This window comes from Spiroplasma endosymbiont of Zeiraphera isertana (assembly GCF_964030805.1).
Taxonomy (GTDB): Bacteria; Bacillota_I; Bacilli_A; order Mycoplasmatales; family VBWQ01; genus Spiroplasma_E.
This window is the reverse complement of the sequence record NZ_OZ034965.1, coordinates 584,480-607,649: the sequence shown is the minus strand read 5'-3', so window position 1 is coordinate 607,649 and position 23,170 is coordinate 584,480. Positions and strand designations below refer to the sequence as shown.

33 protein-coding genes and 2 pseudogenes are annotated in these 23,170 nt (G+C 24.0%); 10 read left to right on the top strand and 25 right to left on the bottom strand.

Annotated features, from left to right (window positions below):
• Positions 1 to 38: 38 nt before the first annotated feature.
• Positions 39 to 566, bottom strand: coding sequence for a hypothetical protein (locus AAHM78_RS04230; RefSeq protein ID WP_342254469.1), 528 nt, complete (start codon positions 564 to 566; stop codon positions 39 to 41).
• Between the two features lie 135 nt (positions 567 to 701).
• On the opposite strand from AAHM78_RS04230, the gene AAHM78_RS04225 reads away from it, so the two are divergent.
• The gene (locus tag AAHM78_RS04225; protein ID WP_342254468.1) at positions 702 to 980 is read left to right on the top strand and encodes a transposase; all 279 of its coding nucleotides are present in this window, start codon (positions 702 to 704) and stop codon (positions 978 to 980) included.
• Positions 902 to 1,729 carry an IS3 family transposase gene (locus AAHM78_RS04220; protein ID WP_342255025.1) on the top strand — a complete coding sequence of 276 codons (828 nt, stop codon included), beginning with the start codon at positions 902 to 904 and terminating at the stop codon, positions 1,727 to 1,729. The genes AAHM78_RS04225 and AAHM78_RS04220 overlap by 79 nt, the downstream gene beginning before the upstream one ends.
• A gap of 13 nt (positions 1,730 to 1,742) precedes the next feature.
• Here AAHM78_RS04220 and AAHM78_RS04215 read toward each other — a convergent pair whose 3' ends face one another.
• The 8 genes from AAHM78_RS04215 to AAHM78_RS04185 form a co-directional block, all read right to left on the bottom strand.
• Positions 1,743 to 2,003, bottom strand: a complete 261-nt coding sequence (locus AAHM78_RS04215) for a transposase family protein (protein ID WP_342253810.1) — start codon at positions 2,001 to 2,003, stop codon at positions 1,743 to 1,745.
• The gene (locus AAHM78_RS04210) at positions 1,933 to 2,109 is read right to left on the bottom strand and encodes a hypothetical protein (protein ID WP_342255024.1); all 177 of its coding nucleotides are present in this window, start codon (positions 2,107 to 2,109) and stop codon (positions 1,933 to 1,935) included. Before AAHM78_RS04210 ends, AAHM78_RS04215 begins: the two co-directional genes overlap by 71 nt.
• A 59-nt stretch (positions 2,110 to 2,168) precedes the next feature.
• Complete coding sequence (locus AAHM78_RS04205; protein WP_342253710.1) at positions 2,169 to 2,561, bottom strand: transposase family protein; 393 nt, start codon at positions 2,559 to 2,561, stop codon at positions 2,169 to 2,171.
• Between the two features lie 47 nt (positions 2,562 to 2,608).
• On the bottom strand, positions 2,609 to 2,806 hold the full coding sequence (locus AAHM78_RS04200; protein ID WP_342254467.1) for a hypothetical protein: 198 nt from the start codon (positions 2,804 to 2,806) through the stop codon (positions 2,609 to 2,611).
• A gap of 93 nt (positions 2,807 to 2,899) precedes the next feature.
• Positions 2,900 to 3,973 (bottom strand): hypothetical protein, encoded by a 1,074-nt coding sequence (locus AAHM78_RS04195; RefSeq protein WP_342254466.1) that lies wholly within the window; start codon positions 3,971 to 3,973, stop codon positions 2,900 to 2,902.
• The gene (locus AAHM78_RS16740; protein WP_425289786.1) at positions 3,960 to 4,325 is read right to left on the bottom strand and encodes a transposase family protein; all 366 of its coding nucleotides are present in this window, start codon (positions 4,323 to 4,325) and stop codon (positions 3,960 to 3,962) included. The genes AAHM78_RS04195 and AAHM78_RS16740 overlap by 14 nt, the downstream gene beginning before the upstream one ends.
• A 59-nt stretch (positions 4,326 to 4,384) precedes the next feature.
• Positions 4,385 to 4,777: a helix-turn-helix domain-containing protein gene (locus tag AAHM78_RS16735; RefSeq protein WP_425289763.1), complete on the bottom strand. Its 393-nt coding sequence runs from the start codon at positions 4,775 to 4,777 to the stop codon at positions 4,385 to 4,387.
• Positions 4,778 to 4,824: 47 nt separating this feature from the next.
• A complete protein-coding gene (locus AAHM78_RS04185) occupies positions 4,825 to 5,484 on the bottom strand; it encodes a hypothetical protein (protein ID WP_342254465.1) in 660 nt (219 codons plus the stop codon).
• 65 nt (positions 5,485 to 5,549) lie between these two features.
• On the opposite strand from AAHM78_RS04185, the gene AAHM78_RS04180 reads away from it, so the two are divergent.
• On the top strand, positions 5,550 to 6,509 hold the full coding sequence (locus AAHM78_RS04180; protein ID WP_342252847.1) for an IS1595 family transposase: 960 nt from the start codon (positions 5,550 to 5,552) through the stop codon (positions 6,507 to 6,509).
• Positions 6,510 to 7,013: 504 nt separating this feature from the next.
• Here AAHM78_RS04180 and AAHM78_RS04175 read toward each other — a convergent pair.
• From AAHM78_RS04175 to AAHM78_RS04165, 3 genes are read right to left on the bottom strand one after another with little or no spacing between them, the layout of a single operon-like run.
• Complete coding sequence (locus AAHM78_RS04175) at positions 7,014 to 7,628, bottom strand: hypothetical protein (RefSeq protein WP_342254464.1); 615 nt, start codon at positions 7,626 to 7,628, stop codon at positions 7,014 to 7,016.
• A complete protein-coding gene (locus AAHM78_RS04170; RefSeq protein ID WP_342254463.1) occupies positions 7,597 to 8,376 on the bottom strand; it encodes a hypothetical protein in 780 nt (259 codons plus the stop codon). The genes AAHM78_RS04175 and AAHM78_RS04170 overlap by 32 nt, the downstream gene beginning before the upstream one ends.
• A gap of 2 nt (positions 8,377 to 8,378) precedes the next feature.
• Positions 8,379 to 8,660, bottom strand: a complete 282-nt coding sequence (locus AAHM78_RS04165; RefSeq protein WP_342254462.1) for a hypothetical protein — start codon at positions 8,658 to 8,660, stop codon at positions 8,379 to 8,381.
• A 70-nt stretch (positions 8,661 to 8,730) separates the two neighbouring features.
• On the opposite strand from AAHM78_RS04165, the gene AAHM78_RS04160 reads away from it, so the two are divergent.
• The 3 genes from AAHM78_RS04160 to AAHM78_RS04150 all read left to right on the top strand — a co-directional run bounded on the left by AAHM78_RS04160 (position 8,731) and on the right by AAHM78_RS04150 (position 11,204).
• Positions 8,731 to 9,141, top strand: a complete 411-nt coding sequence (locus AAHM78_RS04160) for a transposase family protein (RefSeq protein WP_342254461.1) — start codon at positions 8,731 to 8,733, stop codon at positions 9,139 to 9,141.
• A 173-nt stretch (positions 9,142 to 9,314) separates the two neighbouring features.
• Complete coding sequence (locus AAHM78_RS04155) at positions 9,315 to 9,524, top strand: transposase family protein (protein WP_342252825.1); 210 nt, start codon at positions 9,315 to 9,317, stop codon at positions 9,522 to 9,524.
• A gap of 498 nt (positions 9,525 to 10,022) precedes the next feature.
• On the top strand, positions 10,023 to 11,204 hold the full coding sequence (locus tag AAHM78_RS04150; RefSeq protein WP_342254460.1) for a trans-sulfuration enzyme family protein: 1,182 nt from the start codon (positions 10,023 to 10,025) through the stop codon (positions 11,202 to 11,204).
• Between the two features lie 18 nt (positions 11,205 to 11,222).
• Here AAHM78_RS04150 and AAHM78_RS04145 read toward each other — a convergent pair whose 3' ends face one another.
• The 4 genes and pseudogenes from AAHM78_RS04145 to AAHM78_RS04135 form a co-directional block, all read right to left on the bottom strand.
• Positions 11,223 to 11,864: a transposase gene (locus AAHM78_RS04145; protein ID WP_342254459.1), complete on the bottom strand. Its 642-nt coding sequence runs from the start codon at positions 11,862 to 11,864 to the stop codon at positions 11,223 to 11,225.
• A 6-nt stretch (positions 11,865 to 11,870) separates the two neighbouring features.
• Positions 11,871 to 11,996: pseudogene (locus AAHM78_RS16730) on the bottom strand (IS1/IS1595 family N-terminal zinc-binding domain-containing protein); the annotation flags it as partial.
• A gap of 87 nt (positions 11,997 to 12,083) precedes the next feature.
• The gene (locus tag AAHM78_RS04140; RefSeq protein ID WP_342254458.1) at positions 12,084 to 12,800 is read right to left on the bottom strand and encodes an IS1595 family transposase; all 717 of its coding nucleotides are present in this window, start codon (positions 12,798 to 12,800) and stop codon (positions 12,084 to 12,086) included.
• A gap of 44 nt (positions 12,801 to 12,844) precedes the next feature.
• Positions 12,845 to 13,135 (bottom strand): hypothetical protein, encoded by a 291-nt coding sequence (locus AAHM78_RS04135; RefSeq protein WP_342254457.1) that lies wholly within the window; start codon positions 13,133 to 13,135, stop codon positions 12,845 to 12,847.
• Positions 13,136 to 13,200: 65 nt separating this feature from the next.
• Here AAHM78_RS04135 and AAHM78_RS04130 point away from each other — a divergent pair, with 65 nt between their 5' ends.
• On the top strand, positions 13,201 to 13,323 hold the full coding sequence (locus tag AAHM78_RS04130; protein ID WP_342254456.1) for a PLP-dependent transferase: 123 nt from the start codon (positions 13,201 to 13,203) through the stop codon (positions 13,321 to 13,323).
• A gap of 26 nt (positions 13,324 to 13,349) precedes the next feature.
• On the opposite strand, the gene AAHM78_RS04125 is transcribed toward AAHM78_RS04130, so the two are convergent.
• The 6 genes and pseudogenes from AAHM78_RS04125 to tsaB form a co-directional block, all read right to left on the bottom strand.
• Positions 13,350 to 14,297, bottom strand: coding sequence for a type I phosphomannose isomerase catalytic subunit (locus AAHM78_RS04125; RefSeq protein WP_342254455.1), 948 nt, complete (start codon positions 14,295 to 14,297; stop codon positions 13,350 to 13,352).
• 33 nt (positions 14,298 to 14,330) lie between these two features.
• On the bottom strand, positions 14,331 to 15,251 hold the full coding sequence (locus AAHM78_RS04120; protein WP_342254454.1) for a PTS fructose transporter subunit IIC: 921 nt from the start codon (positions 15,249 to 15,251) through the stop codon (positions 14,331 to 14,333).
• 66 nt (positions 15,252 to 15,317) lie between these two features.
• On the bottom strand, positions 15,318 to 15,935 hold the full coding sequence (locus tag AAHM78_RS04115; RefSeq protein WP_342255023.1) for a PTS fructose transporter subunit IIB: 618 nt from the start codon (positions 15,933 to 15,935) through the stop codon (positions 15,318 to 15,320).
• 66 nt (positions 15,936 to 16,001) lie between these two features.
• Positions 16,002 to 16,379 (bottom strand): annotated as a pseudogene (locus tag AAHM78_RS04110) (PTS sugar transporter subunit IIA); the annotation flags it as partial.
• A 148-nt stretch (positions 16,380 to 16,527) separates the two neighbouring features.
• Positions 16,528 to 17,370, bottom strand: a complete 843-nt coding sequence (locus AAHM78_RS04105) for a MurR/RpiR family transcriptional regulator (protein ID WP_342254453.1) — start codon at positions 17,368 to 17,370, stop codon at positions 16,528 to 16,530.
• Between the two features lie 50 nt (positions 17,371 to 17,420).
• The gene (tsaB, locus tag AAHM78_RS04100; RefSeq protein ID WP_342254452.1) at positions 17,421 to 18,002 is read right to left on the bottom strand and encodes a tRNA (adenosine(37)-N6)-threonylcarbamoyltransferase complex dimerization subunit type 1 TsaB; all 582 of its coding nucleotides are present in this window, start codon (positions 18,000 to 18,002) and stop codon (positions 17,421 to 17,423) included.
• Between the two features lie 122 nt (positions 18,003 to 18,124).
• Here tsaB and AAHM78_RS04095 point away from each other — a divergent pair, with 122 nt between their 5' ends.
• A complete protein-coding gene (locus AAHM78_RS04095) occupies positions 18,125 to 18,928 on the top strand; it encodes a hypothetical protein (protein ID WP_342254451.1) in 804 nt (267 codons plus the stop codon).
• 431 nt (positions 18,929 to 19,359) lie between these two features.
• On the opposite strand, the gene AAHM78_RS04090 is transcribed toward AAHM78_RS04095, so the two are convergent.
• Positions 19,360 to 20,994 carry a hypothetical protein gene (locus AAHM78_RS04090; RefSeq protein ID WP_342254450.1) on the bottom strand — a complete coding sequence of 545 codons (1,635 nt, stop codon included), beginning with the start codon at positions 20,992 to 20,994 and terminating at the stop codon, positions 19,360 to 19,362.
• 440 nt (positions 20,995 to 21,434) lie between these two features.
• Here AAHM78_RS04090 and AAHM78_RS04085 point away from each other — a divergent pair, with 440 nt between their 5' ends.
• Positions 21,435 to 22,232 (top strand): Pr6Pr family membrane protein, encoded by a 798-nt coding sequence (locus AAHM78_RS04085; protein ID WP_342254449.1) that lies wholly within the window; start codon positions 21,435 to 21,437, stop codon positions 22,230 to 22,232.
• Between the two features lie 63 nt (positions 22,233 to 22,295).
• Here the strand turns inward: AAHM78_RS04085 and AAHM78_RS04080 are convergent, their stop codons facing one another.
• Positions 22,296 to 22,526 carry a hypothetical protein gene (locus AAHM78_RS04080; protein ID WP_342254448.1) on the bottom strand — a complete coding sequence of 77 codons (231 nt, stop codon included), beginning with the start codon at positions 22,524 to 22,526 and terminating at the stop codon, positions 22,296 to 22,298.
• Here AAHM78_RS04080 and AAHM78_RS04075 point away from each other — a divergent pair, their 5' ends adjacent.
• Entirely contained in the window at positions 22,527 to 22,760 is a 234-nt protein-coding gene (locus AAHM78_RS04075; protein ID WP_342254447.1) for a hypothetical protein, read from the top strand.
• On the opposite strand, the gene AAHM78_RS04070 is transcribed toward AAHM78_RS04075, so the two are convergent.
• Positions 22,757 to 23,122, bottom strand: a complete 366-nt coding sequence (locus tag AAHM78_RS04070; protein ID WP_342254958.1) for a transposase family protein — start codon at positions 23,120 to 23,122, stop codon at positions 22,757 to 22,759. The two genes, AAHM78_RS04075 and AAHM78_RS04070, sit on opposite strands and share 4 nt — an antisense overlap.
• Positions 23,123 to 23,170 lie beyond the last annotated feature (48 nt).

Sequence of the window (23,170 nt, the reverse complement as noted above, 5' to 3'; positions counted from 1 at the left end):
AAAAATCTTGATGAAATAAAAAAAATCATCAACCTGGCCTAAAAAGTAATAAATTCTTTTAAACTTGATTGTATTTTACTGATATTACTTAAATTTTTATAATTTAATTCTTTATTTTCTTTTGATTTAAATTTCTTGAGAGTACATTTTGTTTGTTTAGCTACTGTATCATATAGTATTTGCATATCACAAACTATAATTGATTTTTCTTCGATAAGCTTAGATGTTAAATTTTCTTGTACTCATTTTTTTGTTAATCTTTTAGTATTTGTTGTTTGAGCATAAATATTTTTATTTTCATCAATTGCCATTTCAATACAACAGTTTAAATATTTAGCATTTTCTTCAATTCATTTTTTTCTTGGATCATCTGGATTTTTGAAATTTCCTTTATGAATTTCTTTGATAAAAGTTTCATCAATTTCAATTCTACCTTTTAATTTTGTGAATGGTTTTTGTGTTTTTGCTAATTGTGATGATTTCATAAATTTTTGACGATTAAATCATGCTGATGTTTTTGAAATTTTAGCAAATTGAGAAATAGTATAAGCAGATTGACCTAACAATGACAATCAAATTATTCAATCTCATTGTTCATGAGATAAATGACTTCAATGTAAAAAAATGGATAGGTTACACTTTATTGGACACTAATTACGTAGACAAGTGAACAAATTAGTTAAAAGAAAGGAACTATAATTATGGCCAATATTAACTCATATACCGACGAATTTAAGAAACAAATAGTAGCTTTATATCAAAGTGGTAAGTCAGTGTCTTGTCTTGCTAAAGAGTACAATGTTACAAGAGCAGCTACTTATAATTGAATTAAGCAATTTACTAATTCAGGTAGTTTTAAATCTAAAGATAATCGTTCTGTTGAAGAAAATGAATTAATTAAATTAAGAAAAGAATTAAAACAGTTACGAATGGAAAATGATATTTTAAAGCAAGCAGAACTAATAATAAGCAGAAAATAGAGATTATTATCAATAATAAATGTAAATATAAAATTCGTACAATGTGTCGTTTTTTAAAGCTCTCTAAATCAACATATTATTTTAATTTCAAGAAAAAAGAAAAAAATAAAAATAATATGTATGATGAAGCTGTTATTAGTGCTTTTAAAGAAAATAAAGAAATTTATGGCACAAGAAGATTAAAAGTCATATTAGAAAACCAAGAAATTTATTTATCAAGACGAAAAATTAAAGAAATTATGAATAAACATAATTTAATATCAAAATACACTAAATTAAGACACAAAAATCATCATAATAAAGTCAATGATAGTCAAATAACTAATCTTGTTAATAGAAACTTTAAGAATAGGATTAAAAATGAAGTTATTGTTAGTGATTTAACTTATGTTCAAGTAAATGGTAAGTGAAACTATATTTGTTTATTAATAGACCTATTTAACCGCGAAATTATTGGACATAGTGTAGGCACTAAAAAAGATGCATCATTAGTATATGAAGCATTTATGCAATCAAATCGCTGTTTAAAAGATATTCAAATATTTCATAGCGATCGAGGTAATGAATTTAATAATAAAATTATTGATAAACTTTTACTAGCATTCAATATTACTCGCTCTTTAAGCAAAAAAGGTTGTCCTTATGACAATGCTGTTGCTGAAGCAACTTTTAAAACTTTCAAAACTGAATTTATTAATGATAAAAATTTTACATCATTAATCCAATTAAAATTAGAATTATTTGATTAGACTTGGTGCAAAACTAAGGTAATTCAAAATTATATATTCCTGCTATTAAATTAAATCTTAATGCAAATCTTCGTATTTTATTGCGATATTTTAAACTTAAAATTTTAAAACGTTTTAGTTTAGCAAATACGTGTTCAATTTTAATTCTAATTTTACTTAAAGTTTTATTGTATTCTTTTTGAATTGGTGTTAATTGATTGTATTTACTTTTTTTTAAATGGCAAAAATGTATTTTTATGAATATTTTGTATACCTTGATAACCTGAATCAACAAAAACTTGTTTTTCTGGATGAATAAAAGTTTTAGATTTTAGAAGCAATTTAAAATCATGAATGCTTACAAAACAAAAAGCAGTTGAAATAATTTTTCCATTGGAAATATCAATAATTATTTGGGATTTGAGAGAATGATGTTTCTTTTTACCTGAAAAAAGTAATTTTAGTTTTTTTTAATTCTTTCAATTGGAGTTTCAGTAGCATCAATAGCTAACAAATTATTATTAGTACCTTTATTTTTTGTTAAATCTTTTTTTCAAGGTAAATTAAAAATTCCGCTTTTTATTAAAATATTTTCAATTCAAAAAATATTACGAATGCAACTAGTATGACTAATATTATATCTTTTTGCAATAACTCTATAACTACTATAGTCTTTTCAATATTCTAAAGTCATTAATAAACGCTCTTCAATTACAATTTTATTTTTTCTACCACCATAATATTTTTGTTTAGACTCAGCAATTTTTAAAATTTCAAGCATTTTATAAAATGTTTGTGGCTTTATGCCGACTAAACTATAAAATTCTTGATCATCTTTATATTTTTTCAACACAATAACTATCACCTTTAATATTAATAATAATCGTTAAATTGTTAAAATTAAAGGTTTTGCACCAAGTCTAATGTTATACTTTTATAAAATCTTTGTAAATCATTAAAAGTATTAATTAATAATGTAGGCTCTAATAATGAATTTAAATCTACTTCATATTTATTAAATTTACTTTTATTTTTATCTTCTCATTCTTTTATATTACTATATCCATTTTTTATTAATGATACATCATCTGTTGTCATGTCTACTTTTAAATCTGGAATAATAACAATTGATTTTGCTATATTTTGTGGACTTGGTGGTAATATTTTTGCTGGATAACTAAATGTTGTTTCTTAAGTTGCTTCATATTCATCATGATTTAATTTATACAAAGTTGTTCAATTAAAAGCATGACCAGTCAAATAACCTATATTATTATAACGAAATTGTGCAACTGATATTTCATTATAATCACCTTGATAAGTAAATGGATTATCACTATAAAATGTATGTCTTTCTTCACCTTGATGTAAACTTTGTGTAACAATTGTATCAATAATATAAGCATAATTTGAACCATCAATAACTCCATTACTTGTAGGATTTCATGGACATTCAGTATCTTCATTTGTAAATGGTGAAGCAATATCTAAAAACTCAGTATCTTCTGCTAAAATATAAACTTTATTATTTTTCTTTTGTGATAAATCAACAGTTGATATTTGTTCTTTTTCAGTTAATTTCTTACCAGTAGTAGGGTCTCATGGATAAACACTTACTCTATCACTTAATTTCATTGTCATAGCAGTTGTTGAAACATTTGCACCTAATAATTTACCAATAGTAAAATCATTATCATTTGTAAATACATTTAAAGGAATTAAACCACCATTACCAATAATACTTTCTAAATTACTTGTAAAAAATGCACTCATAAAACCATTAAAATATAACATTTTTTTATATTGTTGAACATTTTGAGTAATAACTCAACTACTTCAAATACCTAATGTTAAAGCATTTAATAATTTACCAATTAAAGGAATATCACTTAAAGCAAATGGTAATCATTGATTTGAATCATAAGGCATTTGTATTAATGGACTAAATACTACACTATTAAAATTTAATATTGCTGACATATATTTTTGTGATATTTTACTATAATCAACAGTTGGCGAACCAATAATTAAATGTGTATATGGGTCTTTATATTTAAAATTATTACTCATATCTACATTATAATTACCTGTTAAATTATTTATATTTCATTCACTATCTCAAAAGAATTTTGCTTCTCCTACTGATGTACCATTACTTAATCTTGCTTGATCTTTATCAAAAGAAAGCATACCTTTAAAATCTTTTGTTACAAATAAATTATCTTGAAAATTTAATAGACTTGGTGCAAAACTAAGGTAATTCAAAATTATATATTCCTGCTATTAAATTAAATCTTAATGCAAATCTTCGTATTTTATTGCGATATTTTAAACTTAAAATTTTAAAACGTTTTAGTTTAGCAAATACGTGTTCAATTTTAATTCTAATTTTACTTAAAGTTTTATTGTATTTTTTTTGAATTGGTGTTAATTGATTGTATTTACTTTTTTTAAATGGCAAAAATGTATTTTTATGAATATTTTGTATACCTTGATAACCTGAATCAACAAAAACTTGTTTTTCTGGATGAATAAAAGTTTTAGATTTTAGAAGCAATTTAAAATCATGAATGCTTCCAAAACAAAAAGCAGTTGAAATAATTTTTCCATTGGAAATATCAATAATTATTTGAGATTTGAGAGAATGATGTTTCTTTTTACCTGAAAAAAGTAATTTTAGTTTTTTTTAATTCTTTCAATTGGAGTTTCAGTAGCATCAATAGCTAACAAATTATTATTAGTACCTTTATTTTTTGTTAAATCTTTTTTTCCAGGTAAATTAAAAATTCCGCTTTTTATTAAAATATTTTCAATTCAAAAAATATTACGAATGCAACTAGTATGACTAATATTATATCTTTTTGCAATAACTCTATAACTACTATAGTCTTTTCAATATTCTAAAGTCATTAATAAAGGATCTTCAATTACAATTTTATTTTTTCTACCACCATAATATTTTTGTTTAGACTCAGCAATTTTTAAAATTTCAAGCATTTTATAAAATGTTTGTGGCTTTATGCCGACTAAACTATAAAATTCTTGATCATCTTTATATTTTTTCAACATAATAACTATCACCTTTAATATTAATAATAATCGTTAAATTGTTAAAATTAAAGGTTTTGCAACAAGTCTAATGAAGTTTTTAATCATTCTGTAAAATTTTTAAAATTAGTAAATCCAGTAGGTTTTGCATCCATAATATTATAAAATGTTGTTTCTGGATGACTACTTGTTTTTATTTTATCATTTATTCCGGCAAGTAAACCACCATTATTTTTAATATCAGTTGTAGAATGTTCATTATTACCAGCAATAAATAATCTTCTTGAAGCAAATACTTTACTTTCAAATATTTCTTCATTTCCTTGTTTTATAGGTTCTTGACCTTGAATTATTGGTCTTCCATAATAATAACAACTTGTTAATAATTCTAATCCATAACTTTGTCTATGACTATATCTTACTCCTATATCACGCATTAAAGTACGATTTAATGTTACTTTTCCTTGTTGAATAGTAGGAAAAGCATAACCACTACCAGGACTTGCATATTGTACAAAATCAATTGTATTTTGACCACTACTAATTACTCTATCATTTAAACTACTAAAAGTTAAAACTTGCATACTAAATGCACCATTATAAGGACTATAATAATTTGTTACATTTGAAATATATAATAATTGTCTATCTTGATTTTTACCACTATTACCACCTATATTTTCATTTTCATCATTAAATACAACAAAAAATTGTTTTAATTTTCACAAAAAATCTTGATATTACTTTTAATTTAAAATTAAAAGTAATATTTTTATATCAGGGGTGATTTTTTGTGACTAATAATGAATTAATTGATGTTTTAAAAAACAAAAAAGATGAAGAATTTATAAAAATTATTAGACATTTTAAAAATAGAATTAAACAAATTGAGAAAAAAGAAAAATTAGATGCAATTGATAAAAAATTTAAAGAAAAAGGAATTCAATGTCCAAATTGTAAATCTTATTGATGTGTAAAAAATGGTTTTAAGAATAATAAGCAAAAATATTTATGCAAAGATTGTAAAAGTAGCTTTGATGCTTTAAGAAATCATTTTTTACATTGAAGTCATTTATCTCATGAACAATGAGATTGAATAATTTGATTGTCATTGTTAGGTCAATCTGCTTATACTATTTCTCAATTTGCTAAAATTTCAAAAACATCAGCATGATTTAATCGTCAAAAATTTATGAAATCATCACAATTAGCAAAAACACAAAAACCATTCACAAAATTAAAAGGTAGAATTGAAATTGATGAAACTTTTATCAAAGAAATTCATAAAGGAAATTTCAAAAATCCAGATGATCCAAGAAAAAAATGAATTGAAGAAAATGCTAAAGATTTAAACTGTTGTATTGAAATGGCAATTGATGAAAATAAAAATATTTATGCTCAAACAACAAATACTAAAAGATTAACAAAAAAATGAGTACAAGAAAATTTAACATCTAAGCTTATCGAAGAAAAATCAATTATAGTTTGTGATATGCAAATACTATATGATACAGTAGCTAAACAAACAAAATGTACTCTCAAGAAATTTAAATCAAAAGAAAATAAAGAATTAAATTATAAAAATTTAAGTAATATCAGTAAAATACAATCAAGTTTAAAAGAATTTATTACTCATTATCATGGCATTGGATTTACCAATATTCAAAATTACCTCAATTTATGAAAATTTAAATACCAACATTATAAAATATCACCTTATGCAAAATCTGAAGCATTATATTTCAGTTTGTAAAAAAAATAAATCCCAAAATTAAATAAAATCAAATTTTAGGCCAGGTTGATGATTTTTTTTATTTCATCAAGAGTTTTTTTGAAAATTAAAAAAAATTGTAAATAATCATCAATTATAATATGTTCTTCAAACATTACTGAAGTATATTGTCTTTTAGTTTGTACTGTTTTAAATATTTGATTATTAGGTAAATTACTAAAATCAACACCACTTGTATCATCAATTAAATAAGCATTTCAATAATCACCAATTTTATATTGTTTTGTATAAAATTAATCTTGACCTGTAACTTTATGAGTATCAGGATTAATTTTACATTTATTTTTTTGATATATTTTTGTACTATTTTTTCAAATACATACAACCGGAGTAGTACCAGTTAATATTAATTCATATTTACCAAAATCACTTATTTTACTATTAATTGGTTTATAACCGGTTTCAGTTAACGGTATAGCACCATTATTAATAACAAATGGAAATATTTTTCAATAACTACATCTTTTAATTAGCAATTGTTGTCTTTTTAATTGAATGCGTAGATGTTTCATTAATTGAATTTGTTGATGTATCATTTTCATTTCCTCCTAATAATTTTATTGTTTGTTTATCTTCATCAATTATTTCTTTATAATGTTTTTTTGCTTGTTGTTTTGTTACTTCATCTAATTCACTAATTGCATTTTTATATGAAATTGTTTTATCAGCTAATCTTTGACTAATCATTTCTTGTTTTAATAATTGGTCAGTCATAGCAATAGGGAAAAATTTAAAACTATAAGGTCTATCTCCAATTCCATTTCATAATTTTTCATAAATTAATAACATATCAAAAAATCTATAAAAATAATATGAATAATGACTTATTTTAGTTTCTGTTGTTTCCATATCATTTTTATTATTAAATAATGATTTAGTTTTATTTTCATAATTTACACCAGAAAATTCATTATAATCATAACCTGCACCATTTCAAATATCTTTACCTAAATCATCTTTATCTAAAATATAATTACTAGCTTTAAAATCACCTTGTATAACTTCCATACCACCAGCACCAGATTTATTATATCCAGCAGTAACAACATTAACTACAATATTTTTTTTTAGGATTATCAATTATTTTTCCGTGTTTAATCATATTTTTAAAAGTTGCATTATCAAATGCACCAAATAAAGTTGTAACATTTAATTCTCTATCAACATTTCTTTGAGTATAAGATTTATGATAATATTCAATTAAATTTCAAAATGGATAAGTATCTGGATATGCATTTAAAGTTGTTGAATTACCATAAAAATTAACCATTGGTAAATTTGTTATTTCTAATATTGGTAAATAATTTCAAGGATTTTTAATTTCATAACTATATTTTGGTATTAAATTAGGTTTTAATTTTGTATGTGCTGTTCCTAAAATAATTTCTTTTTCATTTTTATTATCATTTTTATAAGTTTCAAATCTTATTTTTCCATTTTCAGCAATTACTCAAGTTAATGTTGCACTATCTGCTTGTTCATTTATAAAAAAGAATTCTGCACATTGTTCTTCTTCATTATATTTAGCAACTCTTCCAGCAAATGAATTAGGTAATACTTTTAAACTTGTAATATTATCTTTATAAATAATAGGCATTATATATACTTTTCCAAGTAAACTTTCTTGAATTCCAAATTTATATAATTTTTCAAATCATTTATCACTAATAATTTTATTAGTAAAATATTTTAAAATATTTTCTTTTTCACTATCAAATAATCAACCTTTACCTAATCATAATTTAGTTGATTTTTGAGCAATTCTCATAGGAATATCACTATATCATTCTCTTTTATTACAAGAAAGATATTCTAATGGATTATTCATTTTTATCACTCTCCAAATTTATTTTTATTAATTAATAATTCATTATTAATATTATTAATTAATCATTTCATTTTATGCATTGAAGCATACATTCTTGCATCTCAACAATTATCATATAAATCAAGCATTTGTGGTTCATTATTTGAATTTTCTAATTTAGATTTTGCTAATCATTGCATTTTTGATAATTCTTCGTGTGTATTAGGACATCTTTTTCAATTAATACTTAATATACCTTTAATCATACAAATAGTATCTCAATCAATTCTATCTCTTAAATACATTAGACTTGGTGCAAAACCTTTAATTTTAAAAATTTAACGATTATTATTAATATTAAAGGTGATAGTTATTATGTTGAAAAAATATAAAGATGATCAAGAATTTTATAGTTTAGTCGGCATAAAGCCACAAACATTTTATAAAATGCTTGAAATTTTAAAAATTGCTGAGTCTAAACAAAAATATTGTGGTGGTAGAAAAAATAAAATTGTAATTGAAGAGCGTTTATTAATGACTTTAGAATATTGAAAAGACTATAGTAGTTATAGAGTTATTGCAAAAAGATATAATATTAGTCATACTAGTTGCATTCGTAATATTTTTTGAATTGAAAATATTTTAATAAAAAGCGGAATTTTTAATTTACCTGGAAAAAAAGATTTAACAAAAAATAAAGGTACTAATAATAATTTGTTAGCTATTGATGCTACTGAAACTCCAATTGAAAGAATTCCAAAAACTAAAATTACTTTTTTCAGGTAAAAATAAACATCATTCTCTCAAATCCCAAATAATTATTGATATTTCCAACGGAAAAATTATTTCAACTGCTTTTTGTTTTGGAAGCATTCATGATTTTAAATTGCTTCTAAAATCTAAAAATTTTATTCATCCAGAGTTATCAAGGTATACAAAATATTCATAAAAATACATTTTTGCCATTTAAAAAAAGTAAATACAATCAATTAACACCAATTCAAAAAGAATACAATAAAACTTTAAGTAAAATTAGAATTAAAATTGAACACGTATTTGCTAAACTAAAACGTTTTAAAATTTTAAGTTTAAAATATCGCAATAAAATACGAAGATTTGCATTAAGATTTAATTTAATAGCAGGAATATATAATTTTGAATTACCTTAGTTTTGCACCAAGTCTATTATTAGATTTTTTAAAAGAAAATAATGTAAATGAAGAAATATATAAATATTTTAAAAATAATAAAGAAGCTGTTATAAATTAAAAAGAAAATTGAAATCAAGGAGTTTGTGCTGAAAGTGATGTATCACATTTAGTTAAATCTTTAAAAGGTTATGGTGCTAAAATTTATAATGATAAAGTTCTTGATAATATGCTTATTATTAATTCAGCAAGAATTAATAAATTAAATCTTTTACTTTAATATTTTAAAAACTTAATAAATCTAAACCTAAATAGTTAGGAATTTTTAGTTTAGATAATTGTAAAATAATAACTTAAAACACTTGATTATAAATATAAAAAGGTATATAATGTAACCAACAATTTATAATTTAATTTTCTTTTATTTAAAGAAAATTAAATTATAACTATTAACTTTACTCACCCTTAAATGGAAATAACATAAAAATAAAATAAATTTATATCTATAAGGAGATAATTATGACAAAAATTAAAAAAAATAAAAATAATTACCACATTGCAACTAAATTAGTTCATTGTGGTAATTATAATGATAAATTTGGAGCCGCTCTACCTCCTATTTATCTATCAACAACTTTTGCTTTTGATAGCGCCGAACAAGGTGGTAGGATATTTAATTTACAAGAAGAAGGATATGTTTATACAAGAATTGGTAATCCAACAACAACTGTTTTAGAAAAACGAATGGCACATTTAGAAGGATCAGAAAAAGCAATTGCTTTCTCATCGGGTATGGGAGCCATTGCATCTACTTTTTGAACATTATTGAATGCTACTGACCATTTATTATCATCAAAAACAATTTATGGTGGTACTCATTCACTTATTGAAAAAGGAATATCACGCTTTCAAATTGAAGTTGATTTTGCTGATTTTACTAAACTTGATGAAATTAAAAAAAATTTAAATCCAAATACTAAAGTTGTTTTTTTCGAAACACCAGCTAATCCCACTTTAGAAATTTTAGATATTAAAGCAATTAGTGATATTGTCCATAAATATAATCCACAAATTCAAATAATTGTTGATAATACTTTTTCTACACCAATCATTACTAAACCTTTAATTTTTGGTGCTGATATTGTTATCCATTCAGCAACAAAATATATTAACGGTCATTCTGATGTTATGGCCGGAATTGTTTGTGGTAAAAGTACTTTAATAAATAAAATTCGTTTTGAAGGATTAAAAGATTTAACAGGAGCTGTATTATCACCTCATGATGCATTTCTTGTTTTAAGAGGACTATCAACTTTAGAATTACGATTATGAATAGCTTGCAAAAATGCAAGAATAATTGCAGCAAGATTAAAAGAACATCCTAAGATTAAAAAAGTATTTTATCCTGGACTAACTAATTCAGCAACAGAACAAGTACTTTATGAACAACAAATGAAATTACCAGGAGCAATGATTAGTTTCGAATTAAAATGTGGATATGATGGAGGAATCAAACTATTAAATAATTTAAAATTAATAATTTCGGCAGTTTCTTTAGGTGGAGTTGTGTCATTGATTGAACATCCTGCTTCAATGACACATTATACTTATAATGCACAAGAATTAGCTTTTAATTTTCAAAAAAACTCTTGATGAAATAAAAAAAATCATCAACCTGGCCTAAAATTTGATTTTATTTAATTTTGGGATTTATTTTTTTTACAAACTGAAATATAATGCTTCAGATTTTGCATAAGGTGATATTTTATAATGTTGGTATTTAAATTTTCATAAATTGAGGTAATTTTTAATATTGGTAAATCCAATGCCATGATAATGAGTAATAAATTCTTTTAAACTTGATTGTATTTTACTGATATTACTTAAATTTTTATAATTTAATTCTTTATTTTCTTTTGATTTAAATTTCTTGAGAGTACATTTTGTTTGTTTAGCTACTGTATCATATAGTATTTGCATATCACAAACTATAATTGATTTTTCTTCGATAAGCTTAGATGTTAAATTTTCTTTTACTCATTTTTTTGTTAATCTTTTAGTATTTGTTGTTTGAGCATAAATATTTTTATTTTCATCAATTGCCATTTCAATACAACAGTTTAAATCTTTAGCATTTTCTTCAATTCATTTTTTTCTTGGATCATCTGGATTTTTGAAATTTCCTTTATGAATTTCTTTGATAAAAGTTTCATCAATTTCAATTCTACCTTTTAATTTTGTGAATGGTTTTTGTGTTTTTGCTAATTGTGATGATTTCATAAATTTTTGACGATTAAATCATGCTGATGTTTTTGAAATTTTAGCAAATTGAGAAATAGTATAAGCAGATTGACCTAACAATGACAATTAAATTATTCAATCTCATTGTTCATGAGATAAATGACTTCAATGTAAAAAATGATTTCTTAAAGCATCAAAGCTACTTTTACAATCTTTGCATAAATATTTTTGCTTATTATTCTTAAAACCATTTGGCTTTTATCCCTTTATGTACTATTTTTAAATTTTATCACATAAATGGAGATAAAAGCCTACCTAGGAAATTATCCCCGCATGTATTTAAATCAAACACAAAATTACAGTTTCAAAACTAGGTATGTTATTGAATTTATATGCTGATTCTTTTGCATATAAATGAATATTGTGCTTTGAAACTCTTATGTGTGTTCGGAAAGTTCGTCGGATGTGCTTTCATGCTGATTCAATCTGGTTTGTGTTTACACCTGTTGGTGACACATACCCAACTTCATGATTTACGATTTCATGTTTGGGATAGAAGTTTTTGAAACTTACATATCCCTTCCAAGAATCCGTAAATAGACAGCACTCAGTAAAAATGTGTTTCAATGCAAATCTTAAAAGGTTTTTTTCATCTGCATTTTTCAGCACCTTCACAATTAGTTTGTTGCTGGTTTTCTCATAAACTCCAACAATCAAAGTTTTATTCAACAAGGATCTTCCTTGTTTTTTAAAACCTAAATGTGAAAGATACATTTCATCCATCTGTGCTGTGCCATCAACAATGAAAACTGCATCTTGATTTCCAATTCTAGTCCTGATTTCATGACACATTCTTCAATCTGTTTTATAGGTCACACCCAATTCCCTTGCAACATCGGTTGCTGGTATGCCATGCTTTGTGTTTATTCATCTAAAGATGAGATAAAACCAAGATGTCATTTGGGTCTGTGACTTATAAAAAATGGTTCCATAAAGAATACTAAATGTTTGGTTACAGTTCAAACATCGTATTCTTCTCAAATCAGAAGCATTCAAACCAGAAGAAGCACACCTGATGCATTTCATTATTTTCAACTTCGCTATATATTTCAAACAATCGTTTTCAGTTTGAAATATGCTGTTGAATTCATTTCAATTCATTTTTTCCTCCACACTAGTACATGCGGGGATAATTTCCAACCATTTTTTACACATCAATAAGATTTACAATTTGGACATTGAATTCCTTTTTCTTTAAATTTTTTATCAATTGCATCTAATTTTTCTTTTTTCTCAATTTGTTTAATTCTATTTTTAAAATGTCTAATAATTTTTATAAATTCTTCATCTTTTTTGTTTTTTAAAACATCAATTAATTCATTATTAGTCACAAAAAATCACCCCTCATATAAAAATATTACTTTTAATTTTAAATTAAAAGTAATATCAAGATTTTTTGTGAAAATTAAAAGAATTAGCAGATGCAAATATTTCAGAAGGTCTTGTTCGTCTTTCAATTGGTATTGAATATGTTGAAGATTTGTGAAATGATTTGGAACAAGCATTAAAAAAACTATAATAATTATTTATATATAAAACAATTTATTAGCAATATGCAACCATCAACAACATATTACCACTTAAACAAAAATCAGTATAACCATTTGGTAAAATAAATGAGTCACCTTTTTTAATACTAGTATCATCAATTATACCATTACCATCCAATACTGAGATTTGCAATCATCTAGTATTAGGATAACTATAATGCTTAATTCCCTCATTAATTAATTTAATTAACTTAAAAAACTTGTTATCAACTAAATAATTATCATGACCATTAGCTTCACTACTATTTAAATCAGGAGCTAAAACAATAGTTGATGCTTCTTTCAAATGCAAATTTCGTAAATTACCAAGTTCATCTTTACGATCATAATCATATAAACGATATGTAATATCTGATGATTGTTGTAATTCAAAAACCATAGTATGTGACAATAAACCATGAATTTTTAGATAAGGAACATAAATAAATTGATCTTTTTTAATTGGTATATATTTTAATAGTTTATGTCATTGTTCTTTTGCCAATCATTGATTAAACTGATCTTTGGTTTTAGCATTATGACCCAAAATAACTCTACCTTTGGGTAAACATTCTAATATATACCAACATTCAGTTTTTCCTAAACATTGATGATTTTTTTCTGCGAATTTATCATCGGGGTGAATTTGAACGCTTAAACTATCATTTGCGTCTAAAATTTTTGTTAACAACGGATATTCTTTATTAATCACACTACCTGAACTATCAAGATTAGCAAATAAACTAGGTTGCTGTTTAAACAATTCTGCTAAACTTAATCCTTTATACTCGCCATTTAAAACATAACTCATTCCATTGGGATGAGCACTAACTAATCATGCTTCACCAATTGGTGTATTTTTAGGTAAATCAAAATTAAATTTGTGTGCTAATTTTTGACTACCTCATAATTTGCGAATAAAAGCGGGTTTTAAAAAAATTATTTGTGATGTGCTATTATTCATATTCACTCTCCTAAACTTTGATTATTTCTTCAATTAAACTTTATTTTTACTATTTTTAGATTTAGTTTTTTTACTATTAAATATTTTCATGATTCTTTCATTCATTAATTTAAAAACCTTAATATTACGTGATTGAATAATTAATAATCCACCATATACTAAACAAGTAACAATACTTCCAACAATAATGGCTAAAAAGAATAAAAGAATACTTACCCAAAGCACATAATTAACTGAACTCACTGCACCTAAGATAGCAACAATAGGACCACCATGACCAGCAGCATCAGTTAATAAGAAAGCACCAGCAATACTACCAGCAACAGCACTACCAATAATATTACTAATAATAGCACGTTTTGGATCTCTTACTGCGAAAAGAATCGCACCTTCAGAAATACCAATACACCCCATTAACATTGCTGTTAAACCTAATGTACGTTCACTTTCATTAAAGAATTTACGAAAAATCAAAGTTGTTAAACCCATTCCAAGTGATGCAACAGGAATAGCTGCAGCTACTGCTCCCATAAATAATTGTGAGTTAGGATCAGCAGTTATCGTTGTTGAAGCTGCTAAAAAAGCAACTTTGTTAATTGGACCACCCATATCAAATCCAACCATGGCTCCTAGCAACATTCCAATTGCTGCCATTGCTTCACGTGGCATGTGGGTTAACCCATTTTGAAATTGTTCCATTATTCAACCAATTGGAGCTCCAATTGCATAAATAAAAGTGAAACTAATTAAAAATGTTACTACAATAGGAATAAAGAAAATTGGCATAATTGGAGCAATAGTCTTTGGTACTTTTCAAGTAATAATTCATCTTACTAAATATCAAACACTTGGACCAATTAATAATGCTCCTAAAAATCCAGCAGAAACCTTTGGCTCTAAACCAGCAATTAGATAAACTAATCCTGCTGTATTAGCAACATATGCACTTACCATTGCCGGAAACCAAGGCAGCACGTCCTGCAATTGAATTAGCGATAAAACCAGATAAAATTGGAATCATTAATGTAAAAGCAATACTTCCAGCTTGATTAATAAAATAAAGAAAATGATTAAATGATTATGTGGTAACTTGGAAATATCAAAGTCAGCACCATAAACTGCTTTAGCAATACCAATTGATAATGCTAACATAATTCCACCAAAAACAACAAATGGCACCATATAGCCAACACCAGCCATAATATGTTTCATAATTCCCTGTTTATCAGTAGTAAATAAATCATTTGATTTATTTTCTTTTTCCGCTTTTTGTCCCGATTCTGACTTGTTTATTTCATAAGGTTTTGCGTTAGCAAAAGCATCATTAACAATACTTTCAGGATTTTTAATAACTTTGCTAATTTCTACTTTATATAATGGTTTATTATTAAAACGTTCTAATTTTAAATCTGCAACACCGGCCGATACTGCAATAATAACTAAATCAGCATTGGCAATATCAGTTGCTGTAAAAGCACCTTTAATACCAATACTACCATGAGTTTCAACTTTAATATTATAGCCTAAATTTTTTGCAGCAATTTCTAATTTATCTTGTGCAATATAAGTATGTGCTACCCCAACTGGACAAGCAGTAATTGCTATAATATTTTTAGTTTTTTTTGAAGAACCTTTCATATCTTCACTAATAGTTTTACTACTAGTTTCAACATTAGATTTATTATTAATATTTAGTGATTGAATAATTACTTTTTTATCTTTTGAATTAAATAATATTGATTGAAATTCCGGTTTTGTTAATTTTTGTGCCACTTTTGATAAAATTTCCAAGTGCTCATTACTAGCACTTTTTAGTGGCACAATTAAAGCAATAATTGCTTTAACGGGTTGTTCATCTAGTGCTTTCCAAGGAATTGGCTGTTTAAAACGCATAATAAAAATTCCTGATTTAACAATATCTTCATTACGAGCATGTGGCACAGCAACACCACCACCAAAACCAGTAGTTCCTTCTCCTTCTCTTTGTAGAAAACTATTAACTAGTGATTTTTCACTAATATTTTTTTTCAAAAAACCTAATTTTTTAGCAGAAGTTGCTATTTCTTGAAAAGCTTCTGCTTGTGTTTTACAATCAGATTAAAGAAAAACGTGTTCTACTGTCAAAATATCATCTTGTTTAGACAACATACTTCATCTCCTTACTTAATAAATATTCATGACATAATATTAAATTATTATTTTAAAAAAAACAGTTTTTTTATTTAAAAAATTAATTAAATTTTTTAATTACTTTATTAGTTTTAATTCTATTTTCTAAATATCAATCTTTATGCTTTGATTTTAATAAATATGTTGTTACTAAATCATTAAAATAAGTAATAGCAAATAATGGAGAAATAAATATTTCTTGTGCTTCATAAAGTCCTGAAGAAACAATATTAAATGTTCAATCAGCATAAGTCACTAATTCAGTTTTATCTTGTGATGTAACAACTGCAATTTTAGCATTATTCTTTTTAGCAAGTTTAGCTGCTTCAACAATAGTAGCGGTTTTACCTGATAATGAAAAAAGAATTATTACATCTTCTGGAATAATTAAAGAAGCATGCATTAAAATACTATCATCATCTTTATTTAAACAGATCGATCGTAAACCAAACCGATATAATTTATTTGATAAATCCTCCGCACCTAAACCAGAATGACCAATACCTGCTAAATAAATACAAGCTTTACGATTATCATCTATTCAATTAATAAATCTTTGTAATTCCTCATAATTAATCGTTGAATCATTTAAATCCATTAGTTTTTTATAATGTTCTTTTAAAACACTACGATTACCAAACAACTCACGATTTAAAGCTTTGAAAGTAGTTTCTTGCACAGCTAAACTAATGATAAATTCACGATAACCTTTAAATCCCAATTTCTTAATTAAATTATAAACAACACTATAACCAACAGTATTTTCTTTAGCCAAAGAACTAATAGTAACTTGATCCATTTTTTGACTATTCTTATTAATATAGTTAATAAGAACTTTTTCTTTTTTTGTGAAATTATTTTCTTCCTTTGATACTCTAGATCAAAAATTATCATTGATAAGCATGTAAAAACTCCTTTTTAAACTAATGTAAAATATTTAAATATTATTATTTTTTAATTATGTGATGAAAATGGATCATTAATATAATATGGTTGCAAATCTTCCATGTTTTTTACTTCGATAAAATATGGTGACAACTTTTGAAAATTTTCCACAATATTACACTTTTCTAAATTTTCAATTATTTTATAATCTAGTAAATCACTAATAATACCAATTTTAGCATTTTCATCTACTAATTGCGGCTGAATAATTATTTTTCCATTATCACATACTGCCAAATAACTTTTATTATTGTATGCTGACAAAACACTTATTGATTTTATTAATCCTGCCTGTAATAATAAACTATTAATAGTAAAAACCGTTAAAAAACTATTCAAAACTTTAAGTGTTTTGACAAAAGTAATTGCTACTCTAATTCCAGTATAACTGCCAGGACCATTTGCAATAACTACTTTTGAAATATCTTTTAATTTTATTTTACATTTTACAAGTAAATTAGTAATAGTTGGAATTGCCAATTCTGTTTGTTTTTGTCAAGCAATAAATGATGAACTTGCTAAAATTTTATTAGCTTGCGAAATCACCACTGTTAATTTGTTATTTGTTGTATCTAAATATAATTGATACATAACATCACCTTATTATTTCATTTAGTTGCTATTAATAATTTTCTAATATCTTACATACTTATTATAATATCATGTATAATGTAATTAAAATAGAAAAAATATAGAATTGTGAGTTGATCCATATGGGAATAGGAAAAAATATAGGATTTAAAAGTAAATTTTCTGATTTTTTACTTTGATCTGGACTAATTATTGCTGTTATAGGTCTAATAATGCAATTTGCAATAGTTTTAATTGAGTATAAACCAATAACAGTTGGAACACCTAATCCTCATAATTTATGAACTCCAGATGGCCCATGAGTTGGTATTTGAACAATGATTTCTACCTTTACTATTCAGTCAAATTTTTTAGTTTTTCTTTTCTTTTGTTTTGTATTAACAAATCGTTTTCATGACAATCGCGCACAATTTGTTTTTGGGCGCTTTTCATTAGCAATTACTGTTTATATTACCGTAACTCTTATCGTATTTTTTGCTGTATTATTTAAACCAATGATAAATAATTTAGATAGTAGTAATAGTATTAGCATATTAAATTTTATAAATACATTTTTATTACATTTAATAGTACCAGTGATAGTGATTTTATATTTTATGTTTTCTGCTGGTAAATACTACTGAAAACTTGGAAAACAAACATATCTTTGAATACCAATTATTTCTATTTACATGTTTGTATATTTAGGTTATGCACTTGCTAAAGGAAATTTTGTTGTTTTTTTAAGAAAAGGAACAACAGAAATTGATTATTCATTTCCATATCCATTTTTAGATTTTCATAAAAGTTTAACTACTTTCTTTATTTATATCTTTGCAATTTTAATCTTATACATAATTTTGATGTTACTTTTTACTCTTTATAATAATATCCTTTATAAAAAAAATAATAAACCAATAGCGGCTTTAAGAGATACAAATTTTTAATGTAAAATAATTTATAAATAAAGTGTACTAGTTTATAAACTAGTACACTTTATTACTATTATTTATTATTTAAAAAATATTGAAAAATAATTGTAGGGAGGAATATATATTTGTGAAAAGTAAAAATTTGAAATTGTATTATTTTTTTTTAAATATTATTTTGTTATTTTTTGCCTCCTTTTTCTTAATATATTTTATTTTAAAATTATATAAAAACTCCTTGTATAGCATATATAGTATACAAGGACTTAAAGTCAAATATAAAATTAAAACCGGCATTACCTAAATATTTTTTAAACATTTATAACTGCCATTTTTATTGTAACTCACTAAAAAGAAAAAACAAGTAATAACATTTTTTTACACTTATCATTTTATATTTTTATATAAAATATTGTTTTTTAACCAGTACTACTTAAAAATAACAAACTTTATTTTAAATATTTCTTTTTACGAATAATAACAACAACTATTGGAATTATAGTTAAAAAACTAATAATGAATCCACAAATGATAATAATATTTCAATTATTAACTAACATTTTAGTTGTTAATGATATATTAACATCTCAGGGACGATCTGAATTATTACTTTGTAAATAATTAACATAATTTTGTTTAGTAATATCACCTTGATATTGAATAAATCATGATAAAAACTCACCAGCAGCATTATTTTTTAAATCTTCAATTTTAATACTATTGTTAGTAGCACTAGTTAAATATTGTTGAAAACCCGCTAATAAATTATTAGTTTTTTCAAAAAAATCAGTACAATTTGGAAAATTAGGTATTTTTGTATTGCTTCTATAAACAGTAATATATTGTTCAGAAGCAGCTTGACGTTGTAAGTCAGATGTATCTAAACCTATACAATAAACTTGAAAATTACTTCCTTGATTAAGAGTTAAATTATCACCATCTTTAATAGGTGTTCCCAAATCATTTTTTGCTTTTTGTAAAGTTTGTGAATCAACTTTTCATTTTAGTCAATGTTGTTGTGAATCACTAATATTTACTTTAGCTTTCTCAATAGCTTTATTCATAACTATTAATGTATTTTTATTATCTTGTGAATTATTTTGAAATAAATATTGAGGTACAATTACAGGATTTTCTTTAACTTTTTCATCACTAATAGTACTAAATTGAATATTTGAACTATTATTTGTTAACTTAATAGTTTTACTATAACCACTATCTTTAACACTAACATTAAAAATAGTTGATTTTAAATGATCATCTGGTTTAGGATTTAATATTGCATAACTAATTGAACCATTATCAAAAACTTCATCATTTTTATCATTTATTAATAATTGTTCATTCTTATCATTCTTATCATTTTTATTTTTTGCTAAAATAGCTAACATTGGTTGATTAGTATCATTGGGATTACCATTATTAAGTGATAAAATTGCTAACCGATCTTGAACACTTTTATGACTATTTAAAAAATCATCGCTTGGTTTAATCATATAAGGAATACTAAAATAATTATTAAAATCTGCCCTAGGATTTACCGTTGCAAAAATAACATTGTTAATCTGCGCTGGTAAACTATTATCATGGTAACCAACATAAACATAGCCAAAACTAGCAATATCATTAAAACTTTGTTTAGCAACACTACGACCAATAACTTTATCAGTAAAATATTTAATACCATTATCTGGCAAGATATTATTAGCTTTGTTTTTAATTTGTTTCTTAAATTTCTCATTAACATCTTTACTAAGATTATCATTTGTATTATTATTAACCTTATTAATAAGGTCTGATCAATCATTAAATTGTTCTGTTATTACTTCTTTATGCAATCTAATAAAATCTTCATAATTATTATTAATTGAATTTCAAGTATTAGCTTCACTAATTAAATTTTTATTATTTTCCTTAACAGTAATATGAAACCCAGAAAGTTTGTTACTCTCATTAACAGTACTAATATTAGATTGATGATTAGTAACTATCATTAAACTACTAGTAAGAGATAATGCCAAAGCCAAACTTATTTTTTTAAAACTTTTAGTTTTAAAAAAACTAAAAGATAAGAAATTTGTCATTATGATTACTCCTTTTTTACCTATTATTTGTGTTTATAATTATAATATTAAATTAAGCATATTTAATTAAATACTTAAAATCTTAGTTTTAATAAAATAAAACTAAGGATATATAATCAATTATTAAACTTTTTGTTAAATCAACATATATAATTTTAATACTTATATAATTACTTATATATTCATTAAAATTATAAGGATAAAAATTATATCCTTAACATTAATAATAAACTTTATTAGCAAAAAATCAAGATTAAACACTTAATAAGTTAATTTTTTTTAACTTATTAAGTGTTTTAAATAATCAGTTAGTAAATATTAATAGTGATAAGGAAAAACTTGATATACTAAATAAGTAGCATATTCAATCATAATAAAAAATTAAATTTCCTATCAAAAATTTAATTAAATTTAATTCTAATATAAATAGGAGAAAAAATATGAATTGAAAAAATAGTAGTGAATACCGATTAAAAAAAAGAAATCTTATTAAATTTATTTGACGTTTATTTGGCCTACTTATTATTTCTTTATTTTTAATTTTTGATTTAATAATTACTATTAATTATCCCAATGCTTTCATTGTTCCTAATGTTGATAAACCAACTGAAAGATTAGCAATTTATTATTTTTATTTTACAACTCAAACTAATTATTTAGTACTCATTTATTTATTTGCTTTTTTATTTGAAAGTAAATTTAAAGAAAACTCAAAACCAAGTTTTTATATTTTATTAAGCATTACTATTTATATTACAATTACAATGTTAGTATTTTGAATAGGTATCATTAGTAATAGCCAAGAAAGAAGTAAATATGGAACTGATATTTATTTATGATTTAAAACAATAATTCTAAATCTAATTATGCCAATTGTTATGATTTTAAATTTTTCTTTATCATGTGGACGTGATTTTTATTCACTAAAAAATCATCATAAACTTTATATGTGATTTATTTTATTTTATCCTTGTTTTTATGTAGTAATGGTAATGGTTCGTGGTGTATTACGTGTTAAACAAGGAGAAAATATTAATACTTGTTATCCTTACTTTTTTTTCAACTACCAAAAATATGGTGTAGGAGTATTAATTACTGCTATTATTTTTCTGTTAATTATTAGTATTGGTTTACAATACCTTTATTTATGAATTAATAATATACAATATAAAAAAAAGCATGATGATGATAAACCAAATTTTCCAATCATTACTTATCCTTATGGTTTTAAATTATAAAAAAATAAAATAAGGCTTTAGAAATTAAAAGCCTTATTTATATAATTTATTAAATATTTTTAATTATTCATTTACCATAGAAACTACTTCTTCTGGTTTATTAGTAACTGGAAGATATTTACCAATAATTAATAATACACCTGAAGCAATATTAAGTCCTAAAAAAATAATATTAATACCACTAATAAAATTAAAATGTGATGAAAACATAGCTATTAAAGAAAAAGCTGCTAAAACTAAAGTTACAATTCCAACAGCTAAACCACTATTAGCATTTCCTTTTAAAACGTGCACATGATAATTATTGAAATTGAAAATCCAATAGCAATTAAAAGTCCAAAAATCAATCCAACAATAAATATTGTACTAACTCCTGATGTTAATGAAGTGTGATCATATTTTGTAAAACTGTTAAAAATAACACTACTTGCTGTAGCTAAAATAATTGTAATAATTACACTTCAAATAATACTTATAATATTTGTTATGAATCCAATTTTAGCTCCAATAGACTTGGTGCAAAACTAAGGTAATTCAAAATTATATATTCCTGCTATTAAATTAAATCTTAATGCAAATCTTCGTATTTTATTGCGATATTTTAAACTTAAAATTTTAAAACGTTTTAGTTTAGCAAATACGTGTTCAATTTTAATTCTAATTTTACTTAAAGTTTTATTGTATTCTTTTTGAATTGGTGTTAATTGATTGTATTTACTTTTTTTAAATGGCAAAAATGTATTTTTATGAATATTTTGTATACCTTGATAACCTGAATCAACAAAAACTTGTTTTTCTGGATGAATAAAAGTTTTAGATTTTAGAAGCAATTTAAAATCATGAATGCTTCCAAAACAAAAAGCAGTTGAAATAATTTTTCCATTGGAAATATCAATAATTATTTGGGATTTGAGAGAATGATGTTTCTTTTTACCTGA